The following is a 26,021-nucleotide window of genomic DNA, read 5'->3' as shown; positions in this document are numbered from 1 at the left end:
CGACTGTTTCTCGATCTTACCCTGCTATTTGGTAGGAGGCCTGTACGGAACAGTATCTCTTTCCCCTCCTACAATCCCTCTTAACGGAGAGATTCAGAAATTACTGAACGAAACATCGAGCTAATCGAAAGTTCGTACCCGCCGAACTCGTGGAGATCTTCCACACCTTGAAGCAGTTTCTCTGCGTCAAGAGCTGAACCATTTAAGGCTCTAACCGGGCCTCGCAGTCCACCGTCCCCACCGCCAACATACACTCCGCGCTTACCGCGCGGGCAGCGAGGTACTGCCCATGAGTTCTATCGAATTTCTGAGCCATGACCAGGTGTGCGAGCTGACTGGCGCACGCACAAAGGCCGGTCAGATATCTGTCCTGAAGAAGAACGGCATCCGCCACACAATCAAACTCAACGGCTGGCCGAGCGTGACCACGCAGGCCATCACCAGTACCGGTACAGAAACACCTGATATCAAATCCGCCTGGCAACCAAGGAAGGTAGGATAAATGGGACGACGTCCAACTAAACCCGGAAGCATCCCGCGCCTGCGTGAGCGCAAGCGCGGGAACACCACCTACTACTTCTACGATCTTGGCGGTCGGCCGAGAAAGGAAAAGCCCCTAGGCACAGACTACGGCCTGGCCATAATGGAGTACGCCAAACTGGAACGTGATCGGGCATCTGCCGATAAGGTCAGAGAGGTGCTTACGTTCAAATATGTGGCAGACCAGTATTTCCTGGAGGTGGTCCCCACAAAGGCACCGGCAACGCAGACCAAGAATCGACAGGAACTGAACCGACTGCTGGAGTTCTTCAATGCCCCCCCAGCTCCGTTGGAAGCAATAGAGCCGCAGCATGTAAAGCAGTATCTCCGGTACAGAGGCAAAACTGCACCGGTTCGCGCCAACCGTGAGAAAGCCCTGCTCAGCGCAATATGGAACTATGCACGCGAGGTCGGCTACACCTCTTTGGCTAACCCGTGCGCGGGCGTGAAGGGACACAAGGAAACAGGACGGGACGTCTACATCGAGGACGCCCTATACGATGCGGTGTACGAACACGCTGACGAGGGGCTACGGGATGCGATGGACCTAGCTTATTTGACCGGGCAACGCCCTAGCGACACCCTACGAATGGACGAGCGCCACATCAAGGAAGACAGCCTGGAGGTCGCCCAGTCTAAGACCAAAGCAAAGCGGCGCATCAGCATTGTCGGCGAACTTGCAGAACTCATCTGCCGTATCAAGACCAGAAAGGCCAGCAGCAAAGTGTATTCGACACGCTTAATTGTTACCGAAGGCGGCGTGCCGATGACCCAGTCGATGCTGCGCACTCGTTTTGATAAAGCAAGGAAGCTAGCTGGCATACCGAAAGCTGAATTTCAGTTCCGGGATCTACGTGCCAAAGCAGGTACGGATAAAGCGGATAACAGCGGTGACATCATGAAGGTGCGCGATCAGTTAGGCCACACAACTGTGGCCATGACTGAGCACTACATCAGAAACCGTCGAGGCAAGAAAGTGACGCCTACCCGCTGAATTGCGGAACAACGTCAGAATTGCGGAAAAGATTTTAGAGATGGTCAAACTCTGAAACCCTTGTGAAATATGGTGCCCGAAGCCGGGGTCGAACCGGCACGAGGTTACCCTCGAGGGATTTTAAGTCCCTTGCGTCTACCGATTTCGCCATTCGGGCGGTAGCGCTGCATTGCGAATAAGGACTATATACAGACCGCCCACCTGTCGCAAGGCTTCCATTTACTATAAAAAAGCCTCGGAGATCATGGATCTACGAGGCTTTTTTAAATGGAGGCTGAGGTCGGAATCGAACCGGCGTTCACGGATTTGCAATCCGGTGCATAACCACTCTGCTACTCAGCCTTTAAACTAAACGGACCGTATAAACGGCCCGTTAAAAATTGGAGCGGGAAACGAGACTCGAACTCGCGACCCCGACCTTGGCAAGGTCGTGCTCTACCAACTGAGCTATTCCCGCTTGTCGTGTTGACGGGGCCATTCTATATCTTCAGAACGATACGTCAAGCCCTTGATTCAAAAAAGTTTATTTCTTTTCAGTGGTTATCTGCAGATGGGGCCAAGCGGCTAACAAGTACTGAACCATGGACCAGAGTGTCAGCACGGCAGCAACCATCAGAAGCGCATATCCCAGCCCCACCCAAAGGGTCATGGCGGAAGGATTTGCAAGCAGGATTATGAGCGCAACCATCTGTGCAGCAGTCTTCCATTTTCCCATATTCGAAACGGCAACTTGAGCACGGGCACCAAGCTCCGCCATCCACTCACGCAACGCCGAAACGACGATCTCGCGACCAATGATGATAACAGCGGGTAATGTCAACCATAGATTTGAATGTTCCTCGACAAGTAAGACCAGGGCAACAGCCACCATCAGTTTGTCAGCGACAGGATCCAAAAAAGCTCCAAATGGCGTGCTTTGCTGCCATCGACGAGCCAAGTAGCCATCTAACCAGTCAGTAGCCGCAGCAATTGCAAAAACAAGACTTGCCGCCCAGTAGCTCCAACTGAACGGCACGTAAAACAGCAGAATAAATACCGGAATCAGCAGAACACGGAGAACGGTAAGTAAATTGGGGATATTCATCGGCACAACTTGATGTGGAGAAAGGCTGGGATTCTACTCGCTGTGAAGAGCATCATAAATCGTCTCAGCGAGCTTTTTACTGATGCCAGGCGCTTTAGCTATCTCATCTACACTTGCACGGGATAACTCCTGCAATCCACCGAAGTGGTTTAGCAAATCTCGCCGCCGCTTTGGCCCCACACCCACCACATCTTCCAAAGTCGAAGTTCTTCGGGCTTTGCCGCGGCGTGCACGATGACCAGTAATGGCAAATCTATGGGACTCGTCACGAATTTGTTGAATCAAGTGCAAAGCAGGAGAATGACCTGGCAAGGTAAACTCGTGCTGCGCGTCATTCAGATACAGTGTTTCCAGACCAGGTTTTCGTGTCGTGCCTTTGGCGACACCCAATAAAACCAGCTCTGGCACAGCAAGCTCCTCCAGCACCTCCCTGGCCATAGCCAACTGCCCCTTACCGCCATCTACAAGCAAAATGTCAGGTAACTTGCCTTCTCCATCCATGATTCGACTGAATCGCCTGGTCAGTGCTTGGCGCATAGCCGCGTAGTCATCACCCGGTGCCACACCTTCTATGTTATAGCGCCTGTAATCAGACTTAATCGCCCCCTCCGGACCAAAGACAACACAGGATGCGACGGTTGCTTCGCCACTCGAATGGCTGATATCGAAACATTCTAGACGCTGCGGTATCTCGTCGAGGTCTAATGCCTGAGCCAGAGCCTCAAATCGAGCGGCAACATGCTGCCTGTTGGCCAATCGCGCCATAAGTGACTGCTCAGCATTCGTTACAGCCAATTGCTGCCAACGTGACCGTGTCCCACGCACACGATAGCTGATGCTTAACTCCTTGCTGCGCAACTCGCGAATGGCATCTATCAGGGTGGAAAAATCTTCGTTCTGGGCATTAACGATCAATTCAGCCGGCAAATCACGATCGAGGTTATTGAGATAGTACTGCTCCATAAAAGCCAACAGCACCGATGCACTTTCTTCCTCAATCGCCACCTGCGGGAAAAAGTTTTTACTACCGAGGACCCTCCCCCCACGTACACTAATTAAATGAACGCATGCACCACCTGGATTGACGATCGCGGCGATCACATCCACATCACCACTCCCGCCCTCCATACTCTGCTGGTCTTGGACGCGGCGAAGCAATGCAATCTGGTCTCGCAAACCCGCGGCCTTTTCAAACTCCAAACTCATAGCTGCTGACTGCATAGAACTTGATAGCTCATCAGCCAAAGCATTACTACGCCCCTCAAGAAACATCACTGAGTGACGAACGTCATTTGCATATTCAGCCTGGGTGACAAGCCCCACACACGGCGCCTTGCACCGCTTGATCTGATACTGAAGACAGGGCCGCGTGCGATTCTTGTAAAAGCTGTCCTCGCATTGTCTTACCTGAAAGGCCTTCTGTAACAAGCTCAAACTTTCTCGAATAGCCCCTGCGCTGGGATAAGGACCAAAATATCGCCCACGTGGTTTTTTCGCTCCGCGGTGAATACTCAGTCGCGGAAAATCATCATCTGACAGTAAAACGTAGGGGTAGGACTTATCGTCCCTCAACAAAATGTTGTAAGGTGGACGCCACTCCTTGATAAGAGTCTGCTCGAGCAGCAACGCCTCAGTTTCGTTAGCTGTGATCGTCGTTTCAATCTGCCCTATCCTTCGAACCAACGCTGCAGTTTTGGGCGCAAGACCAACCTGTCGAAAATAGCTGGCGAGCCGTTTCTTAAGATTCTTAGCCTTACCTACATACAACAAGGCACCGCCAGCATCGAACATACGATACACCCCAGGGCGACCGCTGCATGTAGACAGGAATGCACTTGAATCGAAAGAGTCGTTTTTTTCTTCAGTTTGTAGCATCAATCATGCCGTGGCGCACAGCTAACAAGGCCAATTCTACATCGCTGGTGATCGACATCTTTTCGAAAATTCGATAACGATAAGTGTTGACAGTTTTTGGAGATAGACAAAGGCGATCAGAGATAATCTGTACCTTTTGACAGCTCGCAATCATCAATGCGATCTGGATTTCGCGCTCAGAGAGCAGATCAAATGGTGATCCTGCACTTTGAGGCTGAAATGACTTCAGGGCCAACTGCTGAGCAATCTGAGGACTAATATAGCGCTGCCCAGAGAAGACCATTTTGACGGCTTGAACCATTTCATCAAGGGCAGCACCTTTGGTTAAATAACCAGCTGCTCCAGCCTGCAGCAAGCGAGTAGGGAACGGGTCCTCCTCGCAGGCTGTCACAGCTATGATCTTGATATCCGGATAACTGCGAATAAGTTTACGGGTAGCCTCTAGACCACCGATACCGGGCATCTTGATGTCCATCAAGACAACATCAGGCTTAAGCTCGCGCGTTTTTTTAAGCGACTCCTCACCTGAGCTCGCCTCTCCAATCACTTGCAGCCCGTCAATGTCTTCGAGCATGCGCGTGATCCCGGTACGAACCAGATCATGATCGTCAACAACCAGTACTCTGATCAAAAAAGCCTCCAGCTCGAGAAAGTCGCATAAACTGACACGTCAGCGAGAAAATCGGCCAATCTTGATCGACCCTTTCGTGAATGAGTGACAATTTAACCAATCATAGTACGTTTATGTTAACGGCTGGGAGCTGTTCAAGGAAGTGCCTATAGTGACGCTAATCCAACACCAATCATGCACCAAGGTTCAACTTTATCAATGGCAACTTGTCACAAACTAAATAATTAGCGACCAGCGGTTAAAAATTAACAACACCAACGACTCAAATTAACGCCTTGGCCAACATACATCTATCACCCAATAGCACCCAAATCAACGATTAGCGGCTACTGAAAGACATTCCGCTCCAAACAGAATTTCAACAGTGCCTGATCATTACTGACCTCCAGTTTACGCATTGTAGAAATTTTTTGTGCACTAACTGTTTTCACACTGCGATTTAACACACGAGCAATATCATTAACAGATAATCCACCTACTACAAAATGCCGCAAAACCTCATACTCACGTGCGGACAGTTTAGCTACACGTACTTGACTATCACCCTGTGCAAGCATTACGGCGCTACTTGACTGCGCAACCGCCCCTCGATATACCCGCTTTCTAAGTATAGTACCAAGCGCAACAAGTATTTCATTCAAGTCTCGCGCCTTATGCAATACACCCGACACACCCAGCCCGTATAACGTTGTTACTAAAGGGGCATTACTCAACATCGTCAATATCAATATCCTAGTATCTGGATAATGCCTCAAAAGATACTCAACTAGCTTTATGCCATCACCATACCTTACATCTCCTGGCATGTTATAATCAGTGATAACTACATCCGGTTTTAGCTTCTCATAGAGCTCAACCAACTCACTAGAGCTTCTAGCCTCACCTATCAACTCAAACCTCGAATCCCTTTCAATTACCTCACGGACCCCCATCAAGACAACAGGATGATCGTCCGCCGCCACTACTCTAATCTTTTCCATGTATTTGCACCCAGATTACAGATAAGGCCATTCCATCTCCCGAATCAAAAAACTAGAAATCAAAACTACCAATACATTTGATCAATATTAGTGGATGCGTATTGATTTTAAGCTAATTATTCAGCACAAAATTGACAATAGGAAAAGTTCTAAAAAGCAGCAAACAGCCGATTACAAACACGTAAGTGCGGATTAAAATCAATACCCCCCTAGCCCCCGAATAATATTATCTGGAGAATGAGCAATACACACAAATTAAGATATGAGAATTTTCTAAAAATATTTACACATTAGCAACGGTGAAAAATCTTGACCAAGATTATCGACCTATATAGTCAATACAACTCTCCCCCTGCTCGGACATCTCCCCATGTACTGGTGAGCCTCAATAACTTCCTCAAATCTGAATACCTTTTTGATACAAGGCCTCAGTTGAGAATCTTGAGTCAACTTATTAATACTTTCCAGAGCCCTATCAACCGCCACATCATCCCGCGGTATTCCCAGCAACACATTCCCAGTGAAGTTACCAATACAATGAATAAAAAAACGAATATTTTTCTTGAAAGCCGCGCAAGCCGGCAAAGACGTCTCATTGCCGCCATAAAGGTCGAATAGCACCAGGCGTCCTCCGGGGGCAATTGCATCGCCTAATAAACGCATATGGGGCCCACCCAGAGCATCCATAATGACGTCAGCCCCACGCCCTCCCGTTAGTCGCTGAACTTGCCCTACTAGATCTTCCTCGTCGGTTACAACAACATGATCAGCGCCCAGCTCCATAAGCCATTGCTTATCATCACCAACGGCTGTGGCGGCAATGACAATGCACCCTATAGCCTTGGCGACCTGCAGAATATATGGCCCCCACCCGCGACTTGCTGCAGTGAGCATTACGGTCTCACCTGCCTTTGCATTGGCCAGTTCAGTCAGACCGAGCCATGCAACCAACGACGGGAAATAATGTACGGCCGCCTGCTGCGCCGTAAGCACATCCGGATAGCAGACCAAAGATCCGGCGGGCAAAATAACTTCTTCGGCGTAACTACAGTGCTGGTTAATGTCGTGAGCAGGAAAACTGGCAACTCGATCCCCAATTTTGAGATGACTGACATTAGAGCCAACAGCCTTCACGACTCCCGCCATCTCATAGCCAAGCCCAGCTGGCAATTTAGCAACACTGGGCGCCAAATTTTGCCTCCACAAGACATCGAACCAACTGACTCCCACCGCCTCTACGGAAACGAGTACTTCGTCATCGGACGGAGCCGTAACTGGTTGTTCCTCGATCCTGAGTACAGAAGGATCACCAAATTCGTGGAATCTTACGATGCGAGCCATCAGGAACCTCTCGAAAACTCTAAGCGGCGATTATTGTCAAACACTTGCCTACTGAGTCGACAATTAAGTTCTAAAACCTTATCTGTACTCGTAAAGCATATCCAGACCGTTATGCTGATACTGATCATGCTCTGCGATAATGGTATCAACTAGTCAATCTGCTTCAGTACACGTGTACTATTCAGTATCTACTCAGCTGCGGGCCACTAGGAAGCTAAGAGGGTTGTAAAGGATGAATCGTAATGACCTTCGACGTGTCGATCTGAATCTGTTGATCGTATTCGAAACGCTTATGCATGAGCGCAGCGTAACACGCGCTGCTGAAAAACTTTTCCTAGGGCAACCGGCTATCAGCGCAGCGCTATCACGCTTACGTAACCTCTTCGACGACCCACTGTTTGTTCGCACAGGACGCAGCATGGAACCTACGAGCCGTGCACAGGAAATCATGTCACTGCTTGAGCCGGCCCTAGACTCGATTTCTACGGCAGTTAGCCGAGCAGCAGAGTTTCATCCAGAAACCAGCACGGCAGTGTTCCGCATCGGCCTATCAGACGACGTCGAATTTGGCTTGCTACCCCCTCTGATAAAACGGATCAGAGCCGAGGCGCCTGGTATTGTTCTGGTTATCCGCAGGACGAACTATTTATTGATGCCAGCGCTTTTAGCCTCAGGAGAAATATCTGTTGGCGTTAGTTATACAACCGACCTTCCTGCGAACTCCAAGCGCAAAGTGTTACGTAGAAGTAAAGCCAAACTCCTGAGGGCCGACTCGGCACCAGATGCGGTGTCAATGGATGAGTTTTGCTCGAGACCCAATGCGCTTGTGTCCTTTTCAGGAGACCTAAATGGATTTATCGATGTAGAGCTGGAAAAAATGGGACGAAAACGGCATGTAGTTCTCGCGGTCCCCCAGTTTCATGGCCTGGGGAGTCTGCTTGAGGGCACCGACATACTCGCTACCGTGCCTGATTACACAGCAGCTGCACTCACCGCTGCGGGCGGCTTACGTGCAGAAGATTTACCTTTTCCGTCTCCAAGCTTCGAGCTCCATATGGCATGGCGAGGAGCACAGGACAATGACCCAGCTGAACGCTGGCTACGATCCCGCATACAGATGTTCTGTGGCGACCCAACCAGCCTTGAATAGGTGGAAAACTGAACAATCAGTTAAGCATCAAATACTCATCGTGAAGGCGCTGAAGAATTAAAAGAGCCGCTAGCGGAATATTTCCACGATGTCGAATCAACTGATTCAAATCCTTTTCTGCAGCTTTTTTCACAGTCCAACGACGCCGACTTTTCTCCAGATCAAGCAGAGCCACATCAATCCGCACATTATCTAATACATCTGAACTTGCCTTTACGAATATGTGTTTCGGGTAGCAGCACCCATGCTGCCAACCAGATTCATGCATACGGGCTAGGGTTATCGCCAGTTCTTTGATCAGAAGATCATTCAGTTCCTTATCATGCAGGTCTGAGAACCACTGCTCAAGATTAACGTAGCCATCAAGCGACTCGGTTATTAGCAAGGCCTGCCATTCTCCATCGTACTTTCGTGCTTCGCTAAATATCATCCGTGGTGTTCTTACACCTATAGTTGAGAAAGTCTCATAGACTTCTTTCTCGCGCAGGATAGTTGGTCGACCTAGGGGATAACGCAAACTTCGATAAATATGGCCCGTTTGCTTTTTGATGTATACGGGTAAACAGCGCTCTTCAGATCGATGTAGCAACTGCACACCGCTTACGCCTCCTCTACGTTGGTTGGGTTCTTCAACCCAGCCCCCCTGCACAGCCCACCATTTTTCAAACTCTGCATTGCCAACCTTCGAAGAATATTGACAGGCCAATTCTTGAACCATATTCAAATCTCCTTCCGTAGCGTATAGGTTCGCCACATTGCGTATCCTGGAATGAAGTCTTGATACCCAATAACTCTCCAACCGGACTCAGCAAATTCTTGTTCTATTTCGTAGCGTGAAACTACGAAGCGATTTTCATTCTGCCCCAACCGCCCACTTTTAGCACGGCGACGCTCAAGACTTCGCCGCCTCCAAGATTTAAAGTTACCATCGACCCACAAGGAAACAACCAAAGTATCCCGACTGACGCGATGAAACTCACGCAATACCGCAAGTCGGTGCTCATGATTCTTAAAATGGTGCAAAAGTCGAATACAGAATATGCAATCTACAGCATTTTCATTCAAATCGATGGAGAAAGCAGATGCTTTAAATGTTTTAACCCGCGAAACAATGTCCGGAGATTGAGAAGCTCGCGCGACATTAATCATATCTACCGAGTTGTCAGCCGCAATAATCACCCGCTCCGGCTGCTCGGCCAGCACAGGCCAGAATCGTCCAGCTCCACACGGAAGATCCAGCACTAAGCCAGGATCACCAGCTGTCCGCAATGCCTTACGAGCAATCTGCTCATCACGCCAGTGAGAAAGCCTTCTAGATAAGCCATCTTGATGCTTGATGAAGTACTGCTGAGCATGATCCCGGTCATATTTGCGGGAAAACTCAAGTTCTATCGAATTTTTCTTTTGCATAGCCAAGCGTCCGTTTGAAGATACGCTTGGGAGAGTAGTGAGACGCGAATCAACTCCACGTCATCAAAATGTGAAAATTACGTTAGCGCAGACTACCCAACACTAGGAGGCAGTGTTTTTCCAGAAAGCTGAACCCTAAAACAAGCCCCACCACCGTTAATGGTCATAACCGATATGAGCCAGCCTTGCTTAACACAAATACGCTTCACCAGTGATAGCCCCAACCCTAAGCCTTCGCCACGGGCTCCCACGCCCCTGACAAAAGGCTGAAAAATACGCTCCTGTTGGTCAATGGGGATACCACTGCCACTGTCTTCGACACGCAAGCCACCTGTCTCGATAACCAGCCTGACAAAGCCATTATCAGTGTAATGGAGGGCGTTACGTAGTAAATTGGAGACCACAACCGAAAGCAATGTTGTGTTATAAACCCCAGTGTCCAGACCTTCTTTACTATAAATAAGCTCCAGCCCTTTGAGCCTAAATGACGCCCCCCAATGTGCAATCTGCTCTTCAGCAACAGATTCAAGGCTGCGTGCACTGACCGATGATGCTTCATCTGAACTGTCCCGCGCTAATTGCAGGAAAGTTCTAACCAAATCATGCATCTCCTCACTGGCCCGGATAATTCGTGCGAGCTGTTCCTTCTCCTTTGCCCCAAGCTCGCCCTCTTCCAGCAGCTCGCAGGTCGTAGCAATAACCATCAAAGGGGTGCGTAGCTCATGACTGACATCACTGGTAAACAGTCGCTCACGCTCAAGAGCCTGACGAACTTGCCCTAGCGTACTGTCGAATGCTGAAGCGAGCTGCCCGACCTCATCGTCAGGATATTGCGGTCCCAAAGCTGGTGCCAGGGCAAGCAACTGATCACGATGTCTAACCTGCATAGCCAGGCGGCTCACAGGGGCCATAATTTTCCGCGCTAGAATCAGCCCCAATCCCCAAGCACCGACAACGGTAAGTAGAAACCCTGCCAGGACCACATTGAACAAAACATGCTCACGAGCCTCGAAACCGTGCTGCCCCTGAACCAGCGTATAAATATTGCCGTCCACTTCCTCTGTATAGGCGTAGTAAGCATCAGCCCCCAGCACAACCTCAGAGAACCCCTTTCTTAGCCCGCTGAAGTCGGGCGGAGGCAGGAATTCTGGAATATTAGACGCGTAAAAATGTGTCGAGGGATCAAGGCGGGGAACACGGCCGAGCTTCAGATCCTCCTCAATGATGCCCTGCAGCTCATGTCCAAGTTCCAACGTTAGCAAGTGATCTTCTATAAAATGCACAACAGCAACAATACTCAGTGAGAACACCCCACTGACCAATGTCGTCATCAGAACAAACGCAATCAGGATGCGCCGCTCAAAGGGCTGCTTAGACAGCATGATCCAACTCTGCCAGCCGGTAGCCGACACCATGCAAGGTGTGCAATAAAGGCTTACTAAAAGGTTTGTCGATGACCTGCCGAAGTTGGTGAATATGGCTACGCAGACTATCACTGTCCGGATAATCATCTCCCCACAGTGCTTCTTCGAGTACCTCTCGCCTAACGACAGATGGGCTTTTCTGCATGAGTACCGCGAGAAGCTTCAGCCCCAAGGGGTTAAGCTTGATGGCCTGCCCTGCTCGAGTGACATTCAGTGTGTCCAAATCGTAGAACAGGTCCGCTACCTTTAATTGTCGCGTTCTTTGCCCTTGGCTGCGACGAAGAATGGCCTCCACACGAGCTACCAACTCAGACAAAGCAAAGGGCTTAACGAGGTAATCATCTGCACCTGCACGCAGCCCCTTCAGGCGGTCATCCAGTGCATCTCGTGCTGTCAGCATCAAGATAGGAACGTCGTTTCCACCATCATCACGTAACCGTTGACACACCTGATAGCCATCAATTCCAGGCAGCATGATGTCCAGAATAATTAAATCAAAATGGCCAGTGGTAGCGAGGTGGAGCCCAGTTAACCCATCTTGGGCGCAATCGACCGTAAAACCCTTGAGCTGTAGATAATCAAGGATATTCGCCAGAATATCTCGGTTGTCTTCAATTACTAAGATGCGCATGTGAATCCTTTGCAACCGGGCCGATAACGTTTTTTTCACAAATCTTTGACACTTCCCTGACTTGGGATAGCGCAAGCTAAGTCAAACTAAACCGAATAAGGTTCCACCACCAGTCACATTGCACGATCGCTCTGATAACTCTCCCAAACTTCAGCACTCCGGCTCATTTTCTTGAAACAGGCAAAACCATTAAGAGCACGAACGTCACCTGAGAGCAGCTCAATCATTGCTCATTAATGCTCACCACCAGTGCGCAGGGGCAACTAAAACTTTGAGTGTGTTTCATATTGCCGGGCCTACAAGCACTCGCCTTTTCCCCAACCAAGCCTTCGACAACGCGGCATGCACAGCGCAAGTTAGGAGAACTCTATGGCTGCAGCCCAAATACAAACGCTTAGTCGTTACTTTAATTTTCGCCTAGCTCTGTTGATCCCCCTGGCTGTGATGGCAATCTTGTTAGCAGCGGATCCGACAAAGCTGGACTTCAGCTTGGCCTACCCGTTTTATCAGCCCGGCGTCGGTTTTATTGGTAAACAACACGCGTGGATTGAAGACATTCTGCATGACAAGGCCAAACAGGTCGTCATCGTATTCGGTGTTTTAGCGATTATCGGCTTTATTGTGAGCCTCTTCTTTAAGCCCTTGAGACAATACCGCCGTGCTTTAGGCTACCTTGTACTGGCATTGTCCTTGTCAACCAGCATCGTGACGCCTTTAAAGGCACTGACTGCGGTTGAGTGCCCATGGAGCCTTAAGGAGTTTGGAGGAAAGGAGACCTATACACCGCTGCTGCATGAGCGCGCTCCAACCGACAAACCAGGTCGATGCTGGCCTGGTGGACATGCATCAGCCGGCTTTTCGCTGATTGCACTTTTCTTCGCCTTGCGTGATCGCCGGCCACGACTGGCACGGTTTGCCTTAGGGTTTGCTCTCACACTAGGTACGGTATTTTCGGTCGCGAGGATGTCGCAGGGAGCACACTTCTTCTCCCACAACCTGTGGACCTTACTGTTTGACTGGTTGATCTGCGTGATCGCCTACCGGATAGTGCTCTATCGCCCAATCCAGTCTTCAAGGGCTGAAGCCACCTGAAAAGAAAATAATGGCAGAGTCAGCGCCACCCCAGCAGGGGGCACTGACAGAGCACAGTACTTTTAGCTGGTCTGGCCACAGCTAGGCTGACCGGCAGAGAACTTGTGATTGGGGCTCACTGCTGCATTCATTTCTTTAAGTACAGTAGAACCGATGAGCAGCGGGAACTTGAAATCGCTGCGATCAGTCAGGTTAACCTCAATATTCTGCAGCTCATCGCCAAGACAGATATCCATGGCGACAACGGGGCGCTCGGTATAAAGCTCTGCGTCCCCCTCTTCACGATCCCCTGCACGGCGCTTGATGTAGCTCATACGAACCAGTGGCTTTTCCAACACATGGGCCTGGCTTGGATTATCCAACCCCAACTGGAAACGCACCCACTCCCCGCCGTCCTTTTTAAACACCTCGATATTTCGGGCGCTGAGAGAGGCTGTCTCTGCACCAGTATCAAGCTTCGCCGGCAGTTTTACCTGCAGTTCATGCAGATTTACATACTCATGCAGCCCATAAATTTGCGGTTCCTCAGCAGCGATTACCGATACTGGCATCAGCGCGGCCAGCGCAATCCAGGTGACACGTTTCATTCATACCCCACACATTAGTTTCGAAGAACGGATCCTCTCTGACCGCTCAGAGATACTGCCTTCATCCGGTGTTAATCAATTTTAGAACACCAAACTTAATTAACGCTTAAGTTTTAAAGCACAAGGCCCGACAGCGCAGTGCACTGCCGGGCCTTGCTTAATGACTAACAGGAGATGAGTCCGCGTTGTTACTCAGACCAAATCAAAACGGTCAAGGTTCATTACCTTAGTCCAAGCCGCAACGAAGTCAGTGACAAACTTCGCCTGCGAATCACTCTGTGCGTAGACCTCGGCAAGTGCACGCAGCTGAGAGTTAGAACCAAACACCAGATCCGCAACGGATGCAGTCCACTTCACCGCCCCGCTCTTACGATCACGCCCCTCGAGCAGACCAGCCGTTGTAGATGGCTGCCACTGAGTCCCCATATCCAGCAGGTTAACGAAGAAATCAGTGCTGAGGGTCTCAACCTTGTCGGTAAAGACACCGTGCTTGCTCTGATCGAAGTTGGCGCCCAACACACGCAAGCCACCCACAAGGACTGTCATTTCCGGCGCACTCAACGTCAGCAACTGAGCTTTGTCGATTAGCATCTCTCCCTGTACAGAAGCACGCTCTGGACGGAAGTAGTTGCGGAAGCCATCAGCAGCCGGCTCCATTGCTGCAAAAGATTCAACGTCTGTTTGCTCTTGAGAAGCATCAGTACGACCTGGCGCAAACGGCACGACAACTGCCTGCCCAGCTTTCTTCGCAGCAGCCTCAACAGCTGCGTTACCCGCTAAGACAATCAAATCTGCCAGCGATACTTTTTTGCCGTCAGTCTGCGCCGAATTGAATGCCTGCTGGATAGCTTCAAGCTTGGACAACACCTGAGCTAGCTGGGCTGGCTGGTTAACGGCCCAATCCTTCTGCGGTGCCAAGCGGATACGCGCACCGTTAGCACCACCGCGCTTGTCGCCGCCACGGAAAGTCGACGCCGAGGCCCATGCAGTGCTGACCAGTTGTGAAATGCTCAGACCAGACTGCAGTACTTGAGCCTTCAGCGCCTCAGCATCTTCAACAGTGATCAACGGATGATCGACTGCCGGAACAGGGTCTTGCCATACCAGTTCTTCCTGAGGCACCAGCGGGCCAAGATAACGGCTACGCGGCCCCATATCGCGGTGAGTCAGCTTGAACCATGCACGGGCGAACGCATCAGCAAAGGCCTCATGATCCTGATGGAAGCGACGTGCGATCTTCTCGTAAACCGGGTCAAAACGCAGACCTAGGTCGGCAGTCGTCATCATCGGTGGGAACTTCTTGGATGGATCATGCGCATCCGGAATCATCTGCTCCGGCTTAGGATCCTTCGGTGTCCACTGTTTGGCACCAGCCGGGCTCTTAGTCAGTACCCACTCGTTGCCGAACAGAACTTCAAAGAAGCCACCATCCCATTTTGTCGGGTTGGGTTTCCATGCACCTTCGATCCCACTGGTAATGGTGTGTACACCCTTACCGCTGCCAAACGTGCTGATCCAACCCAGCCCCTGATGCTCAAGTGCGGCGGCTTCAGGCTCACGCCCCACCAAGCTAGCATCACCAGCACCGTGGGCCTTACCGAAGGTGTGTCCCCCTGCAACCAGGGCGACGGTTTCTTCGTCGTTCATACCCATGCGGGCGAAGGTTTCGCGGATATCACGAGCAGACGCGACCGGATCTGGATTTCCGTCCGGGCCTTCCGGGTTTACATAGATCAGCCCCATCTGCACTGCAGCCAGCGGGTTTTCCAGATCGCGATCACCGCTGTAGCGACTGTTTGGCTTGTCACTGGTTGCCAACCATTCAGTTTCGGCACCCCAGTAGATGTCTTTTTCAGGCTCCCACACGTCCACGCGACCGCCACCAAAGCCGAAGGTTTTGAAGCCCATGGACTCCAGTGCGACGTTACCCGCCAGGATGAAAAGGTCGCCCCAGGAAATGTTGTTGCCATACTTTTGTTTGATCGGCCACAGCAAGCGACGAGCTTTATCCAGGTTGGCGTTATCCGGCCAGCTGTTCAGCGGCGCGAAGCGCTGGTTACCGGTACCGGCACCACCGCGGCCATCATGAATACGGTAGGTTCCGGCAGCGTGCCATGCCATACGGATCATCAGACCACCGTAATGGCCCCAGTCTGCAGGCCACCAATCTTGGGAGTCAGTCATCAGCGCATGCAAATCTTTGACAACGGCATCCAAATCAAGCTGTTTGAATGCCTCGGCATAATCAAAATCCTCCCCCAGAGGATTAGATTTTGCTGAGTGTTGGTGCAGGACGTCGACCTTCAGCTGGTTCGGCCACCAATCTGTATTTGTCGGTGCAGTTGTACGCTTACCACCACCCGAGAAAGGACACTTCGACTCGTTTGACATGACCTACTCCTATTCGTCTTTTTGCTACTAGATGGAACCAGAATGGTTGCAGCGCCCCAAACTGACCAATTAGTTTTCAATATGATTGTGATAGCTCCTTGGTCATAGCCCTATACAAGATTGCTAGGCTAGGCCGCTCCACGAGCTCTCCACATCTACCTGTGCCTCTGGCACGATGTTTTGCGACAAAGTAACTGACGGTTATGAAGCCTAGATGAAACCAAAGAACCAAATCACAATACCTAGGCACACCCCGTGAAACCGGATAACGCTGCATCTGAAATCGGTTAGCCAAGCAACTTTGATGGGCTGTCCACGTCTGATGTGACATCAATCCTTACCCCCTTTGCCGGAGCACATGATGCAGTCCAACCGTTCAATAAAGCCTTTATTGATAATCATCATACTTACCAGCTTTGGCATGCTTGCTGGAGCGCTATCCGCGCAGCATTGGCTTGGCTGGGAGCCCTGCACACTGTGCGTACAAATCCGCCTTTGGCTGGTGTGCTCTGGTACAGCGGGCCTCTTAGTCCTTATGGCTGAACAGTTGGGTATACGCTGGGCGGGTCTCCCCTTCCTTGCCGTCCTACTGGTAGCCAGCGGGATGGCTGTCTATGACAACGTCCATCTGTTACTGATTGAAACTGGCGTCATCGAAAGCACCAGTTGCTCACCTTTTCCGTTTTACGCGTTCTATTTCCCACTGCATGAATGGATGCCAGACATCTTCATGAGTGCTGGCGTTTGTGGCGAGAATGATTACAAAATTTTCGGACTGCCATTCAGCGTTTGGACCTGCTTAAGCGTGACAGCCCTGTTCGTATTCGTTGTTTATACCCTGATCAAAGCGCTCCGCCGTTGATCAAGGACAACTGCATAACGTTCTTTTACTTTTGCGGGAGCAGTTGTGACTGCTCCCAGCCTCCACCCAGAGCCGCGATCAATTGAACACTTGCTGTTAGACGGCTGCCTAACAAGTTCAGGGTCGTGCGCTCATTAGCCAAAGCGGTTGCCTGAATGTTCACGACGGCGTTGTAGTCGACAGTCCCCGCACGGTACTGATTGTCAACAAGACGCAAAGACTCACGCGACGCTTCCAGGGCCTGTTGTTGAATTTGAGCTTCTTGCTCCAACACGCGCAGTTGTACTAGGTAATCTTCCACCTCGCGGAAGCCATCCAGTACAGACTGTCTGTACTGAGCAACGGTTTGATCATAGGCTGCGTCAGCACGCTCCAGCTCCGCACTGCGTGCACCGCCATCAAACAGCGTTACAGCCAGTTGCGGGCCCAAAGACCAAACCCTATTCGGTAGCTCAATCCAATCTGCAAAGCTGCTACCACGATAGCCACCGCTGGCAGAAATACTCAAATCAGGAAACCAGGCCGCCTTGGCCACACCGATATCGGCATTAGCAGCGATAACACGGCGCTCTGCCGCTGCAATGTCCGGTCGGCGCTCCAACAGCTGCGAGGGCAAGGCAACGGGGACTTGTGGCAGTGTGGGAATTTCCTTGCGTGAGGCAATAGTCAGCTCACTGGGCGGCACGCCTACCAACACTGCAATGGCATGCTCGAGCTGAGCACGCTGCCATTGCAGGTCAACCGCTTGGGCTTGAGTGCTTCGCAACTGGGTCAATGCCTGACTGACATCTGACTTGGGCACGATGCCGGCATTAAACTGATTTTCCGTCAGCTTCAATGAGCGTTCATAAGCACTGACAGTCGCATCCAGCAGACGGCGCTGTTCATCCATCACCCTTAATTGCAGGTAGTTTTGCACCAGCTCCGATTGCAGGCTCAACTTGAGTGCAGCCAGATCTGCGGCACTCGCCTCGTACCCAGCCTTACTGGACTCCAGCGACCGGCGTAGCTTGCCCCAGATATCCAGCTCCCAAGCGGCATTAAGTCCAAGGTCGTAGGTTTTACTGACGGAGCTGCCTTCAGCCCCTCCCTGAGCACCACGTGTGACACCGACGTTACCTGACAGATTCGGGTAGAACGCAGCCCGCGCGCCTTTCACAAGAGCACGAGCCTGACGGTATTGCGCCTCACTGGCAGCCAGATTCTGGTTGGAAACATTAAGTCGCCCGACCAGCGCGTTCAGCTCACTGTCACCATAGAGTGCCCACCATTCGCCCTTCTCGAGCGCATCACTGGGCGCAGCCTGTGTCCAACCCTCAAGCTGCTTGAATTGAGCCGGAGTCTCCAGAGTCGGGCGCTCATAATCAAGACCGATGGCGCAGCCACCCAGAGCCAGGCTCAGCGCCAGCAGCGTGGGTAAATGATTGAAACGCATCAGCTTCATATCCTTGTATCCAAAGCAGTATCAGTTTGTACGCCACGCCAGCGATTAACACGCCGACCCAGTCTGTCGAAGTACAAATACACCACTGGCGTGGTGTAGAGCGTCAGTAACTGGCTAAGGACCAGTCCACCGACAATGGTGATGCCCAGCGGCTGACGCATCTCTGCACCCTCGGCAGAACCCAACATCAACGGCAACGCACCGAGGATAGCTGCCAGCGTAGTCATCATGATCGGGCGGAAGCGCAGCAGGCAGGCCTGGCGGATCGACGCCTGCGGGCTCATGGTGCCTTGCCGCTCTAGTTGCAGAGCCAGATCGATCATCAAAATCGCATTCTTTTTGACGATACCGATCAGCAAAAACAAACCCAGCAAAGAAATCAGGCTGAATTCAACCTTCATCAGCTGCAGGGCAAGCAGTGCACCTACGCCTGCAGAAGGTAATGTCGACAAAATCGTCAACGGATGCACATAGCTTTCATAAAGCACACCCAGAACGATATAGACGACAACTAGCGCCATAAGGATCATCAACGGTTGATTTTTCTGGGTCTGCTGGAACGCCCCACCAGTGCCCCCCATCATGCCCTGGACATCAGTTGGCAAGCCAATACGGGCCACGGCCTTATTAATTGCCTCAGTAGCCTGGTCCAAGCTGACACCCTCGGCCAATGCGAAACCGATGTTTTCTGCAGCAAACTGGCCCTGATGACCTACCCGGTCCTCTTCGAGGCTCAGTTCCCAGCGGGCAAAGCTTGATAGAGAAACCCTGCCCCCATCTGCGGTGATCACCTTGATTTGCTCTAACGATTCAGGGTTTTCAGCAAACTTAGGATTAATCTCCATCACCACGCTGTATTGGTTCAATGTGTCGTAGATCGTAGAGATTTGCCGCTGACTAAACGCATTGTTGAGCACCGCCGTAATCATGCTCATATCAACGCCCAAGCGTTTAGCAACCTCTCGGTCGATGACCAAGCTTATCTGCTGTGCGCCATCTACCTCTTTTGCATCGATGTCAGTCAGTTCAGGCAAAGCTCGCAGCGCTTCACGTACCGGAGGTAGCCACTTGCGTAGCAACTCCAAATCCCCAGACATGAGCATGTACTCGTTCTCCGAGCTGCGCCCTTCACGGCCGCCGATCTGTAAGTCCTGATCAGGCATCAGGAACATACGCCCACCGGGAACCTTAGGCATGTTGTGACGCAAACGTGCGATTACAGCTTGCGAGCTGTCTTTCCGCTCTTTAATTGGCTTTAAGCGGACGATCAAAAACGCATTACTGATGCCACCGCCACCACCAATAAAACCCGCAACACTCTCAACAGCTGGATCAGCCAGAATGGCGCGCCGGTAGATTTCCATCTTCGGCTGCATGACTTTAAACGACAGGCCATCATCGCCCCGGATCATGCCGATCAATTGCCCGGTATCTTGCTGCGGCATAAAGGTTTTCGGCACGCTGATAAACAAAAACACATTCAGTGCGATGGTTGCTAGCAGGCTGAAAACCATCAGCAATGAATGGCGCAGTGCCCAATCCAGCGTTTTGCCGTAGAAGGTCAGCACCTTGGTCTGAACGACTGCCCCCCAGCGCTCCATCAGACCAGGCTTGCGTGCTATGTCGTCAGGTTTCAGCCAACGGGCGCAGAGCATCGGTGTCAGGGTCAGCGAGACAACCAGAGAGATCACAATAGCCACAGCGAGGGTGATGGAAAACTCGCGGAACAGCCGCTCGACAATGCCTCCCATAAATAGAATGGAGACAAATACCGCCACCAACGAGAGGTTCATCGCCAGCAGTGTAAAGCCGACCTCCTTAGCGCCTTTGAAGGCCGCTGACATCGGACTTTCACCCTCTTCGATGTAACGCGAGATGTTCTCCAGCACCACGATGGCATCGTCTACCACCAGCCCTGTGGCAATAATTAGCGCCATCAAAGACAAGTTGTTCAGGGAAAAGCCCAGCAGGTACATCACCGCGAATGTCCCAACCAGCGACACCGGCACTGCCAGAGCCGGAATCAACGCGGCTCGCCAGCGGCCCAAGAAGGCAAACACCACCAGAATCACCAGCCCTACCGCCATCAGCAAGGTCTGCTCTGCCTCATGAAGGGTGGCACGGATAACCGGAGAGCGATCCATCGCTACTTGCAAATCAACACTGGCAGGGATCACTGCCCGCATCTCAGGCAGCTGAGCGCGGATTTCATCAATGGTTTCGAGAATATTGGCGCCGGTCTGGCGGTTAATCACCAGCAGCACGGCTTGCTGATCATTGAAGAAACCACTGTTGTAGCGATCCTCTACCCCATCCGTGACCGTAGCCACGTCGCCTAAGCGCACCGCCGCGCCATTCTGATAACGGATGATCAGCGGGATGTAATCAGCTGCCTTTTCCAGCTGATCGCTGGCCTGAACCTGCCAGTGCCGATCACCATCTTCAATTGCCCCTTTCGGGCGTTTGACGTTGGCATTGCTGATGGCCTGACGCACTTCATCCAGAGCGATGCCGTGGTGATCCAACAACCGGGGCTCAAGTGCTACGCGCACAGCAGGCAAGGAGCTACCACCAACCTGTACCTCCCCCACGCCCGCAATCTGAGCCAACTTCTGCGCCAAAATCGTCGATGCAACGTCGTACAGCTGACCTTTATCGAGAACCGGGCTGGTCAGTGACAACACCATAATCGGTGCTTGCGATGGGTTGACCTTGGCATAGGTTGGCATGGTGCGCATGCCACTCGGTAGCAACTCGCGGGAGGCGTTGATTGCCGCCTGCACTTCACGGGCCGCACTATTGATATCACGGTCCAGATCAAACTGAATCATGATCCGCGTACTGCCCTGACTGCTGCGGCTGTTCATCTGGCTGATGCCGGCGATGGTACCCAGCGACCGCTCCAGTGGTGTCGCCACACTGGAAGCCATGATCTGCGGACTTGCCCCAGGCAGGCTGGCCTGAACCGTGATAGTCGGGAAGTCCATTTGTGGCAACGGTGCAACCGGCAGCAGGCCAAAGCTCACCCCACCGAGTAACAGGATGGCCAAACTCAGCAGTAAAGTAGCTACCGGGCGCAGGATAAAGGGAGCCGAGAGATTCATTGGCTGACCACAATTCCTGACGCGCTACGGCCTGTAAAGCGACGTGCCCAGCGGTCGAAATACAGATAAATCACGGGCGTGGTAAACAACGTCAGCACCTGACTAACCAACAGCCCACCCACCATCACCAACCCCAGAGGCTGACGCAATTCAGCACCCGAGCCGGTTGCCAGCATCAGCGGAACTGCGCCAAAGAGTGCAGCCAGTGTGGTCATCAGAATCGGCCGGAAGCGCAGAAGCGCAGCCTGATAAATTGCAGCGTCCGGTGACATCCCTTGATTACGCTCGGCATCGAGGGCGAAGTCGATCATCATAATCGCGTTCTTCTTGACGATACCGATCAGCAAAATGATGCCGATGATGGCGATCAACCCTAGCTCGGTTCCCGTCAGCAACAACCCCAGCAACGCACCAACACCCGCAGATGGCAATGTAGAAAGAATGGTGATCGGGTGGATGTAGCTTTCGTACAACACCCCCAGCACGATGTACATGGTTACAACAGCAGCAAGAATCAACAGCAGCGTGCTCGACAGTGACGCGCGGAAGGCCTCGGCAGCACCCTGGAAGCGGGTCTGGATCGCCGCCGGTACGCCAATTTCCTGCTCCACTTGCTCAATAACCGCCACGGCATCGCCCAACGAAACGCCCTTTGCCAAGTTGAATGACAAGGTGGCCGCCGGGAACTGGCCGATATGGTTAATCAGCAAACTGGCCGGACGCTCTTCAATTTGTGCCAGTGATGACAGCATCACCTGCTGCCCGTCAGCTGCCCTGACGTGTATCTGCCTTAGCGCTGCGATTCCTGCACTGCCTATATCCTGGCTTTCCAAGACCACCCGGTACTGACTGGATTGGGTGTAAATGGTGGAAATCTGCCGCTGGCCAAATGCATCGTATAAAGCGTTATTGATATCTGCCACATTGATCCCCAAGCGCCCGGCCATATCGCGGTCGATCTTGAGATAAACCTGTAAGCCTCGGTTTTGCAGATCACTGGCCACATCCGTCAGCTCTGGACGCTCTCGCAGCGCGCTGACCAGCTTTGGCACCCACTCTTCAAGCAGCGTGATTTCCGGCGTTTCCACGCTGAACTGGAATTGAGTACGACTGACGCGATCCTCAATACTCAAGTCCTGAACAGGCTGCATGTACAGATCAATACCTGGCAGGCGGGCCAACTCAGGACGCAGTCGTTCGATCACCTGACTGGCGGTTACATCACGCTCGTCACGGGGTTTCAGGTTGATCAGCAGACGCCCGCTGTTCAACGTCGGATTGTCCCCGTCAACACCAATATAGGAAGAAAGGCTGTCCACCGCCGGATCTTTCAGGATCGCATCCGCCAGCATTTGCTGACGCTCACTCATCGCGGAGAAGGATATAGACTGAGGCGCCTCAGAGATCCCTTGAATCACCCCTGTGTCTTGTACAGGGAAAAACCCCTTAGGCACTGCCATATACAACACAACCGTCAAGCCCAGAGTGGTCACAGCCACCAGCATCGTCAGCGGCTGGTGCTTAAGCACCCACTGCAACCAGACGCCGTAACGATCAATCATGCGGTCCAGCACAGCGCCGGCGGCATGGTAGAAACGCCCTTCTTTCTCTGGCTGCTCTGGTTTGAGAAGCCGTGCACACATCATAGGCGTCAGGGTTAGCGAGATAACCAGCGATATCAAGATCGCTACCGACAGGGTAATCGCAAACTCACGGAACAGCCGCCCCACCACATCCGCCATAAACAACAACGGAATCAGTACCGCGATCAGAGAAATAGTCAGCGATACCAGGGTAAAACCAATCTGCTTGGCACCCTTCAGGGCTGCGTTGAGCGGTGTTTCCCCCTCCTCCAGATGCCGAGCAATGTTTTCCAGCATCACGATGGCATCGTCGACCACAAAACCGGTGGCGATGGTCAAGGCCATCAGGGTCAGGTTGTTAATGGTGAAGCCTGCCAGGTACATCACGGCGAACGTACCGATCAACGACAAAGGCACCACAACTGACGGAATAATTGTGGCAGTCAGCTTGCGCAGAAACAGAAACGTCACCAACACCACCAGCGCGATAGCCAGCACCAACTCATGCTGGACACCTTTAACGGCAGCACGAATTGTCTCAGTCCGGTCAGTCAGGACCACCACATCCAAGCTGGCGGGCAAACCCTGAGTCAGGTGAGGCAACAGCTCTTTGATGCTGTCGACAACCTCAATGACATTGGCGCCAGGTTGACGCTGAACGTTGACCAGCACCGCCTTGTTACGGTTCGCCCACGCGGCAAGACGCTGATTCTCGGCACCGTCGATGATCGTGGCAACGTCCTTCAACCTTAGCGCTGCGCCATTTTCATAATCGAGGATCAGCTGCTGATACTCATCCACTGACGTTAACTGATCGTTAGCATCCAGCTGGGAAATACGCGTAGGCCCGTCAAAGTTACCTTTAGGCTGATTAACGTTACTGGCAGTAATCAGGCTGCGAACATCACTCAGGTTCAGTCCATAAGCTGCAAGCGACTCAGGATTAACACGCAAGCGCACGGCTGGACGCTGCCCTCCCGCCAAGCTGACCAGACCCACGCCACTGGTTTGTGCGAGTTTCTGAGCCAAGCGCGTATCGACCAAGTCATAAACCTTAGGCAGCGGCATGGTTTCAGAACTGATCGCCAGCGTCAGGACGGGCGTGTCAGCCGGGTTGACCTTGTTGTACACCGGCGGTGACGGCAGATCGTTCGGCAGCAGATTGCTAGCGGTGTTAATCGCAGCCTGCACCTCCTGCTCAGCCACATCCATGCGCATGTCCAGGTTAAAGCGCAAGGTAATGACCGAAGCCCCACCGGAGCTGGTTGACGACATCTGCTTGAGTCCCGCCATCTGCCCCAGCTCACGCTCAAGCGGCGCAGTGACAGCACTGGTCATCACATCCGGACTGGCGCCCGGGTAAAGGGTCATCACCCGAATAGTCGGGTAATCCACCTCTGGCAACGCAGAAACAGGCAGCAGTCGGTAAGCAATAAGGCCACTGATAAAGATCGCCGCCATGATCAGCGTGGTGGCGACCGGCCTCAGAATAAACAGACGCGATACATTCATTATGGGCGTGGTCCACGCGGGCTTTCGGCGTTTTCACCGGAAGGTACAGTTTGCTGAGCGTCAGCGGGTTTTCCATCGGTGACGACTTCAACCTTGTTACCGGAACGCAAGCGATCGGTTCCCTCCAGCACGACCCGCTCACCACCCTTAAGGCCCTGTTCAACAACTGCGGTCTGACCGTTACTGGTCCCTACAGAAACAGGGGTCAACTGCACCTTGTCTTCATCATCCACAACATAAACGAATGTCCCTTCACCACCGAATTGAAGCGCGGATGCAGGCATCAGGACGGCGTCGTCAAGGGTTTTGACACGCAGTCGTACATTTACGAATTGGTTAGGGAAAAGGCTTTGATCAGCGTTTTCAAAGCGGGCCTTGAGTTTGATGGTGCCGGTAGCGGTATCAATCAAGTTATCGACGCTTTCAAGCTCACCTTCTGCCAGCTTGTTAACTTCACTGCGATCCCAAGCCTCAACCGCCATCTTTTTGCCTGCGTGTAACTGTTCCATAACCGCAGGGAGATCACCTTCAGGCAGGGTGAACACAACACTGATTGGCAGCGTCTGGGTGATAACCACCAGCGGCGTGGTGTCCCCAGAGTTGACCAGATTGCCTACGTCGGCTTGGCGAATACCCAAACGTCCAGTAATAGGGGCTCTGACTTGGGTGAAATCGAGGTTCAACTGCGCGCTTGCAACGTTAGCCTGCAAACTCTGGGTCGTGCCGCGTAGTTGATTAACCAAGGCTTCTTGTGTGTCCAATGTCTGCTTAGCAATGGAGTCCGCGGCAAACAAGCCACGGTAACGTTCCAGATCAACTTCTGCGTTACGCAGCTGGGCCTGATTCTCCTGCAACGCACCTTTAGCCTGTTGCAAAGCGATTTCGTAGGGACGCGGGTCTATCACCGCCAACAATTCACCTGCCTTGATTGGCTGGCCATCTTTGAAAAGAAGCTTGACCAGCTCGCCATCAACCCTGGGTCTCACATTCACCGTGTTGTACGCGGTGACCGTCCCCAGCGCCTTGAGCTCAACATCAAAGCGCCCTTGTGTGACAGGAGCCAAACGCACGGGTATAGGCCCGGCATCACCAAACGGGCCGCGCGGCATCCCCGCCGGTGGTCCCTCAGGTTTCGACGGCCAGAACCACCACAAAAGAATGATCAGAATGACTAAGGCAACTGTGCCAATAAGCCATTGGCGTGATGGTTTTGAGTGACTGTTTGGGGTAGGCATAGCAGACATGGCAGCGATCAGTTTCCTTGGGAGCGTGAACGATATGCAGAATCAGTCCCGCTGCAAAGCCCGCAGCGCTGTATTTACCATTTCCTTACGTAACTAAGCACCTGATCCACAAATAAAAACGGCCTGCGAGGCAGGCCGTCTG

At 52.2% G+C, this 26,021-nt stretch carries 20 protein-coding genes and 3 tRNA genes; 5 read left to right on the top strand and 18 right to left on the bottom strand.

The features are described 5' to 3' along the window. Window positions 1-289 precede the first annotated feature (289 nt). Together WG219_09835 and WG219_09830 are read left to right on the top strand one after the other, a co-directional pair. Window positions 290-502, top strand: a complete 213-nt coding sequence (locus tag WG219_09835; GenBank protein WXL27721.1) for a DUF4224 domain-containing protein — start codon at window positions 290-292, stop codon at window positions 500-502. After that, entirely contained in the window at window positions 503-1,534 is a 1,032-nt protein-coding gene (locus WG219_09830) for a tyrosine-type recombinase/integrase (GenBank protein ID WXL27720.1), read from the top strand. Between the two features lie 70 nt (window positions 1,535-1,604). On the opposite strand, the gene WG219_09825 is transcribed toward WG219_09830, so the two are convergent. The 8 genes from WG219_09825 to WG219_09790 form a co-directional block, all read right to left on the bottom strand. After that, window positions 1,605-1,691: transfer RNA gene (locus tag WG219_09825), tRNA-Leu, on the bottom strand. A gap of 111 nt (window positions 1,692-1,802) precedes the next feature. Then, a tRNA-Cys gene (locus WG219_09820) sits at window positions 1,803-1,876 on the bottom strand. 39 nt (window positions 1,877-1,915) lie between these two features. Continuing rightward, window positions 1,916-1,991, bottom strand: a tRNA-Gly gene (locus WG219_09815). 66 nt (window positions 1,992-2,057) lie between these two features. After that, window positions 2,058-2,618, bottom strand: a complete 561-nt coding sequence (gene pgsA, locus WG219_09810) for a CDP-diacylglycerol--glycerol-3-phosphate 3-phosphatidyltransferase (GenBank protein ID WXL27719.1) — start codon at window positions 2,616-2,618, stop codon at window positions 2,058-2,060. A gap of 33 nt (window positions 2,619-2,651) precedes the next feature. Further along, a complete protein-coding gene (uvrC, locus tag WG219_09805; protein WXL27718.1) occupies window positions 2,652-4,493 on the bottom strand; it encodes an excinuclease ABC subunit UvrC in 1,842 nt (613 codons plus the stop codon). Then, the gene (gene uvrY / locus WG219_09800; GenBank protein WXL27717.1) at window positions 4,480-5,124 is read right to left on the bottom strand and encodes a UvrY/SirA/GacA family response regulator transcription factor; all 645 of its coding nucleotides are present in this window, start codon (window positions 5,122-5,124) and stop codon (window positions 4,480-4,482) included. Before uvrY ends, uvrC begins: the two co-directional genes overlap by 14 nt. Before the next feature lie 326 nt (window positions 5,125-5,450). Continuing rightward, window positions 5,451-6,104 (bottom strand): response regulator transcription factor, encoded by a 654-nt coding sequence (locus WG219_09795; protein ID WXL27716.1) that lies wholly within the window; start codon window positions 6,102-6,104, stop codon window positions 5,451-5,453. Between the two features lie 327 nt (window positions 6,105-6,431). After that, a complete protein-coding gene (locus tag WG219_09790; protein WXL27715.1) occupies window positions 6,432-7,445 on the bottom strand; it encodes a zinc-dependent alcohol dehydrogenase family protein in 1,014 nt (337 codons plus the stop codon). A gap of 232 nt (window positions 7,446-7,677) precedes the next feature. Here WG219_09790 and WG219_09785 point away from each other — a divergent pair, with 232 nt between their 5' ends. Continuing rightward, the gene (locus tag WG219_09785) at window positions 7,678-8,595 is read left to right on the top strand and encodes a LysR substrate-binding domain-containing protein (protein ID WXL27714.1); all 918 of its coding nucleotides are present in this window, start codon (window positions 7,678-7,680) and stop codon (window positions 8,593-8,595) included. Between the two features lie 16 nt (window positions 8,596-8,611). Here the strand turns inward: WG219_09785 and WG219_09780 are convergent, their stop codons facing one another. The 4 genes from WG219_09780 to WG219_09765 form a co-directional block, all read right to left on the bottom strand. Next, window positions 8,612-9,313, bottom strand: a complete 702-nt coding sequence (locus tag WG219_09780; protein ID WXL27713.1) for a lipopolysaccharide kinase InaA family protein — start codon at window positions 9,311-9,313, stop codon at window positions 8,612-8,614. A gap of 2 nt (window positions 9,314-9,315) precedes the next feature. Further along, window positions 9,316-10,005 (bottom strand): class I SAM-dependent methyltransferase, encoded by a 690-nt coding sequence (locus WG219_09775; protein WXL27712.1) that lies wholly within the window; start codon window positions 10,003-10,005, stop codon window positions 9,316-9,318. Between the two features lie 92 nt (window positions 10,006-10,097). After that, the gene (locus WG219_09770) at window positions 10,098-11,387 is read right to left on the bottom strand and encodes a HAMP domain-containing sensor histidine kinase (protein WXL27983.1); all 1,290 of its coding nucleotides are present in this window, start codon (window positions 11,385-11,387) and stop codon (window positions 10,098-10,100) included. Next, a complete protein-coding gene (locus WG219_09765; protein ID WXL27711.1) occupies window positions 11,377-12,060 on the bottom strand; it encodes a response regulator transcription factor in 684 nt (227 codons plus the stop codon). The genes WG219_09770 and WG219_09765 overlap by 11 nt, the downstream gene beginning before the upstream one ends. A 369-nt stretch (window positions 12,061-12,429) precedes the next feature. Between WG219_09765 and WG219_09760 the strand changes: the two genes are divergently transcribed. Beyond that, window positions 12,430-13,152, top strand: coding sequence for a phosphatase PAP2 family protein (locus WG219_09760; protein ID WXL27710.1), 723 nt, complete (start codon window positions 12,430-12,432; stop codon window positions 13,150-13,152). A 62-nt stretch (window positions 13,153-13,214) separates the two neighbouring features. Here the strand turns inward: WG219_09760 and WG219_09755 are convergent, their stop codons facing one another. Together WG219_09755 and katG are read right to left on the bottom strand one after the other, a co-directional pair. Further along, a complete protein-coding gene (locus WG219_09755; protein ID WXL27709.1) occupies window positions 13,215-13,739 on the bottom strand; it encodes an ATP-dependent zinc protease in 525 nt (174 codons plus the stop codon). Between the two features lie 192 nt (window positions 13,740-13,931). After that, the gene (gene katG / locus WG219_09750; GenBank protein WXL27708.1) at window positions 13,932-16,130 is read right to left on the bottom strand and encodes a catalase/peroxidase HPI; all 2,199 of its coding nucleotides are present in this window, start codon (window positions 16,128-16,130) and stop codon (window positions 13,932-13,934) included. A gap of 358 nt (window positions 16,131-16,488) precedes the next feature. Between katG and WG219_09745 the strand changes: the two genes are divergently transcribed. Further along, complete coding sequence (locus WG219_09745) at window positions 16,489-16,992, top strand: disulfide bond formation protein B (protein ID WXL27707.1); 504 nt, start codon at window positions 16,489-16,491, stop codon at window positions 16,990-16,992. A gap of 25 nt (window positions 16,993-17,017) precedes the next feature. Here the strand turns inward: WG219_09745 and WG219_09740 are convergent, their stop codons facing one another. Genes WG219_09740 through WG219_09725 form a run of 4 tightly spaced genes read right to left on the bottom strand, consistent with a single transcriptional unit; the run spans window position 17,018 to window position 25,879 of the window. Continuing rightward, window positions 17,018-18,427 carry an efflux transporter outer membrane subunit gene (locus tag WG219_09740; protein ID WXL27706.1) on the bottom strand — a complete coding sequence of 470 codons (1,410 nt, stop codon included), beginning with the start codon at window positions 18,425-18,427 and terminating at the stop codon, window positions 17,018-17,020. A 5-nt stretch (window positions 18,428-18,432) separates the two neighbouring features. After that, window positions 18,433-21,540, bottom strand: a complete 3,108-nt coding sequence (locus WG219_09735; protein ID WXL27705.1) for an efflux RND transporter permease subunit — start codon at window positions 21,538-21,540, stop codon at window positions 18,433-18,435. Continuing rightward, window positions 21,537-24,635, bottom strand: coding sequence for an MdtB/MuxB family multidrug efflux RND transporter permease subunit (locus WG219_09730; protein WXL27704.1), 3,099 nt, complete (start codon window positions 24,633-24,635; stop codon window positions 21,537-21,539). Before WG219_09730 ends, WG219_09735 begins: the two co-directional genes overlap by 4 nt. After that, window positions 24,635-25,879, bottom strand: a complete 1,245-nt coding sequence (locus WG219_09725) for an MdtA/MuxA family multidrug efflux RND transporter periplasmic adaptor subunit (GenBank protein ID WXL27703.1) — start codon at window positions 25,877-25,879, stop codon at window positions 24,635-24,637. The genes WG219_09730 and WG219_09725 overlap by 1 nt, the downstream gene beginning before the upstream one ends. Window positions 25,880-26,021 lie beyond the last annotated feature (142 nt).

Origin of the sequence: Pseudomonas mendocina (assembly GCA_037482215.1) — a bacterium.
In the GTDB taxonomy this organism is placed as follows: domain Bacteria; phylum Pseudomonadota; class Gammaproteobacteria; order Pseudomonadales; family Pseudomonadaceae; genus Aquipseudomonas; species Aquipseudomonas mendocina_E.
The sequence above is the reverse complement of the archived record's forward strand: the minus strand, read 5'-3'. Positions and strand labels throughout refer to the sequence as shown.

Coding starts and splice junctions, on each gene's coding strand:
- WG219_09835 (WXL27721.1), top strand. CDS start 290: ATGAGTTCTATCGAATTTCTGAGCCATGACCAGGTGTGCGAGCTGACT.
- WG219_09830 (WXL27720.1), top strand. CDS start 503: ATGGGACGACGTCCAACTAAACCCGGAAGCATCCCGCGCCTGCGTGAG.
- pgsA (WXL27719.1), bottom strand. CDS start 2,618: ATGAATATCCCCAATTTACTTACCGTTCTCCGTGTTCTGCTGATTCCG.
- uvrC (WXL27718.1), bottom strand. CDS start 4,493: ATGCTACAAACTGAAGAAAAAAACGACTCTTTCGATTCAAGTGCATTC.
- WG219_09795 (WXL27716.1), bottom strand. CDS start 6,104: ATGGAAAAGATTAGAGTAGTGGCGGCGGACGATCATCCTGTTGTCTTG.
- WG219_09790 (WXL27715.1), bottom strand. CDS start 7,445: ATGGCTCGCATCGTAAGATTCCACGAATTTGGTGATCCTTCTGTACTC.
- WG219_09785 (WXL27714.1), top strand. CDS start 7,678: ATGAATCGTAATGACCTTCGACGTGTCGATCTGAATCTGTTGATCGTA.
- WG219_09780 (WXL27713.1), bottom strand. CDS start 9,313: ATGGTTCAAGAATTGGCCTGTCAATATTCTTCGAAGGTTGGCAATGCA.
- WG219_09775 (WXL27712.1), bottom strand. CDS start 10,005: ATGCAAAAGAAAAATTCGATAGAACTTGAGTTTTCCCGCAAATATGAC.
- WG219_09770 (WXL27983.1), bottom strand. CDS start 11,387: ATGCTGTCTAAGCAGCCCTTTGAGCGGCGCATCCTGATTGCGTTTGTT.
- WG219_09765 (WXL27711.1), bottom strand. CDS start 12,060: ATGCGCATCTTAGTAATTGAAGACAACCGAGATATTCTGGCGAATATC.
- WG219_09760 (WXL27710.1), top strand. CDS start 12,430: ATGGCTGCAGCCCAAATACAAACGCTTAGTCGTTACTTTAATTTTCGC.
- WG219_09755 (WXL27709.1), bottom strand. CDS start 13,739: ATGAAACGTGTCACCTGGATTGCGCTGGCCGCGCTGATGCCAGTATCG.
- katG (WXL27708.1), bottom strand. CDS start 16,130: ATGTCAAACGAGTCGAAGTGTCCTTTCTCGGGTGGTGGTAAGCGTACA.
- WG219_09745 (WXL27707.1), top strand. CDS start 16,489: ATGATGCAGTCCAACCGTTCAATAAAGCCTTTATTGATAATCATCATA.
- WG219_09740 (WXL27706.1), bottom strand. CDS start 18,427: ATGCGTTTCAATCATTTACCCACGCTGCTGGCGCTGAGCCTGGCTCTG.
- WG219_09735 (WXL27705.1), bottom strand. CDS start 21,540: ATGAATCTCTCGGCTCCCTTTATCCTGCGCCCGGTAGCTACTTTACTG.
- WG219_09730 (WXL27704.1), bottom strand. CDS start 24,635: ATGAATGTATCGCGTCTGTTTATTCTGAGGCCGGTCGCCACCACGCTG.
- WG219_09725 (WXL27703.1), bottom strand. CDS start 25,879: ATGTCTGCTATGCCTACCCCAAACAGTCACTCAAAACCATCACGCCAA.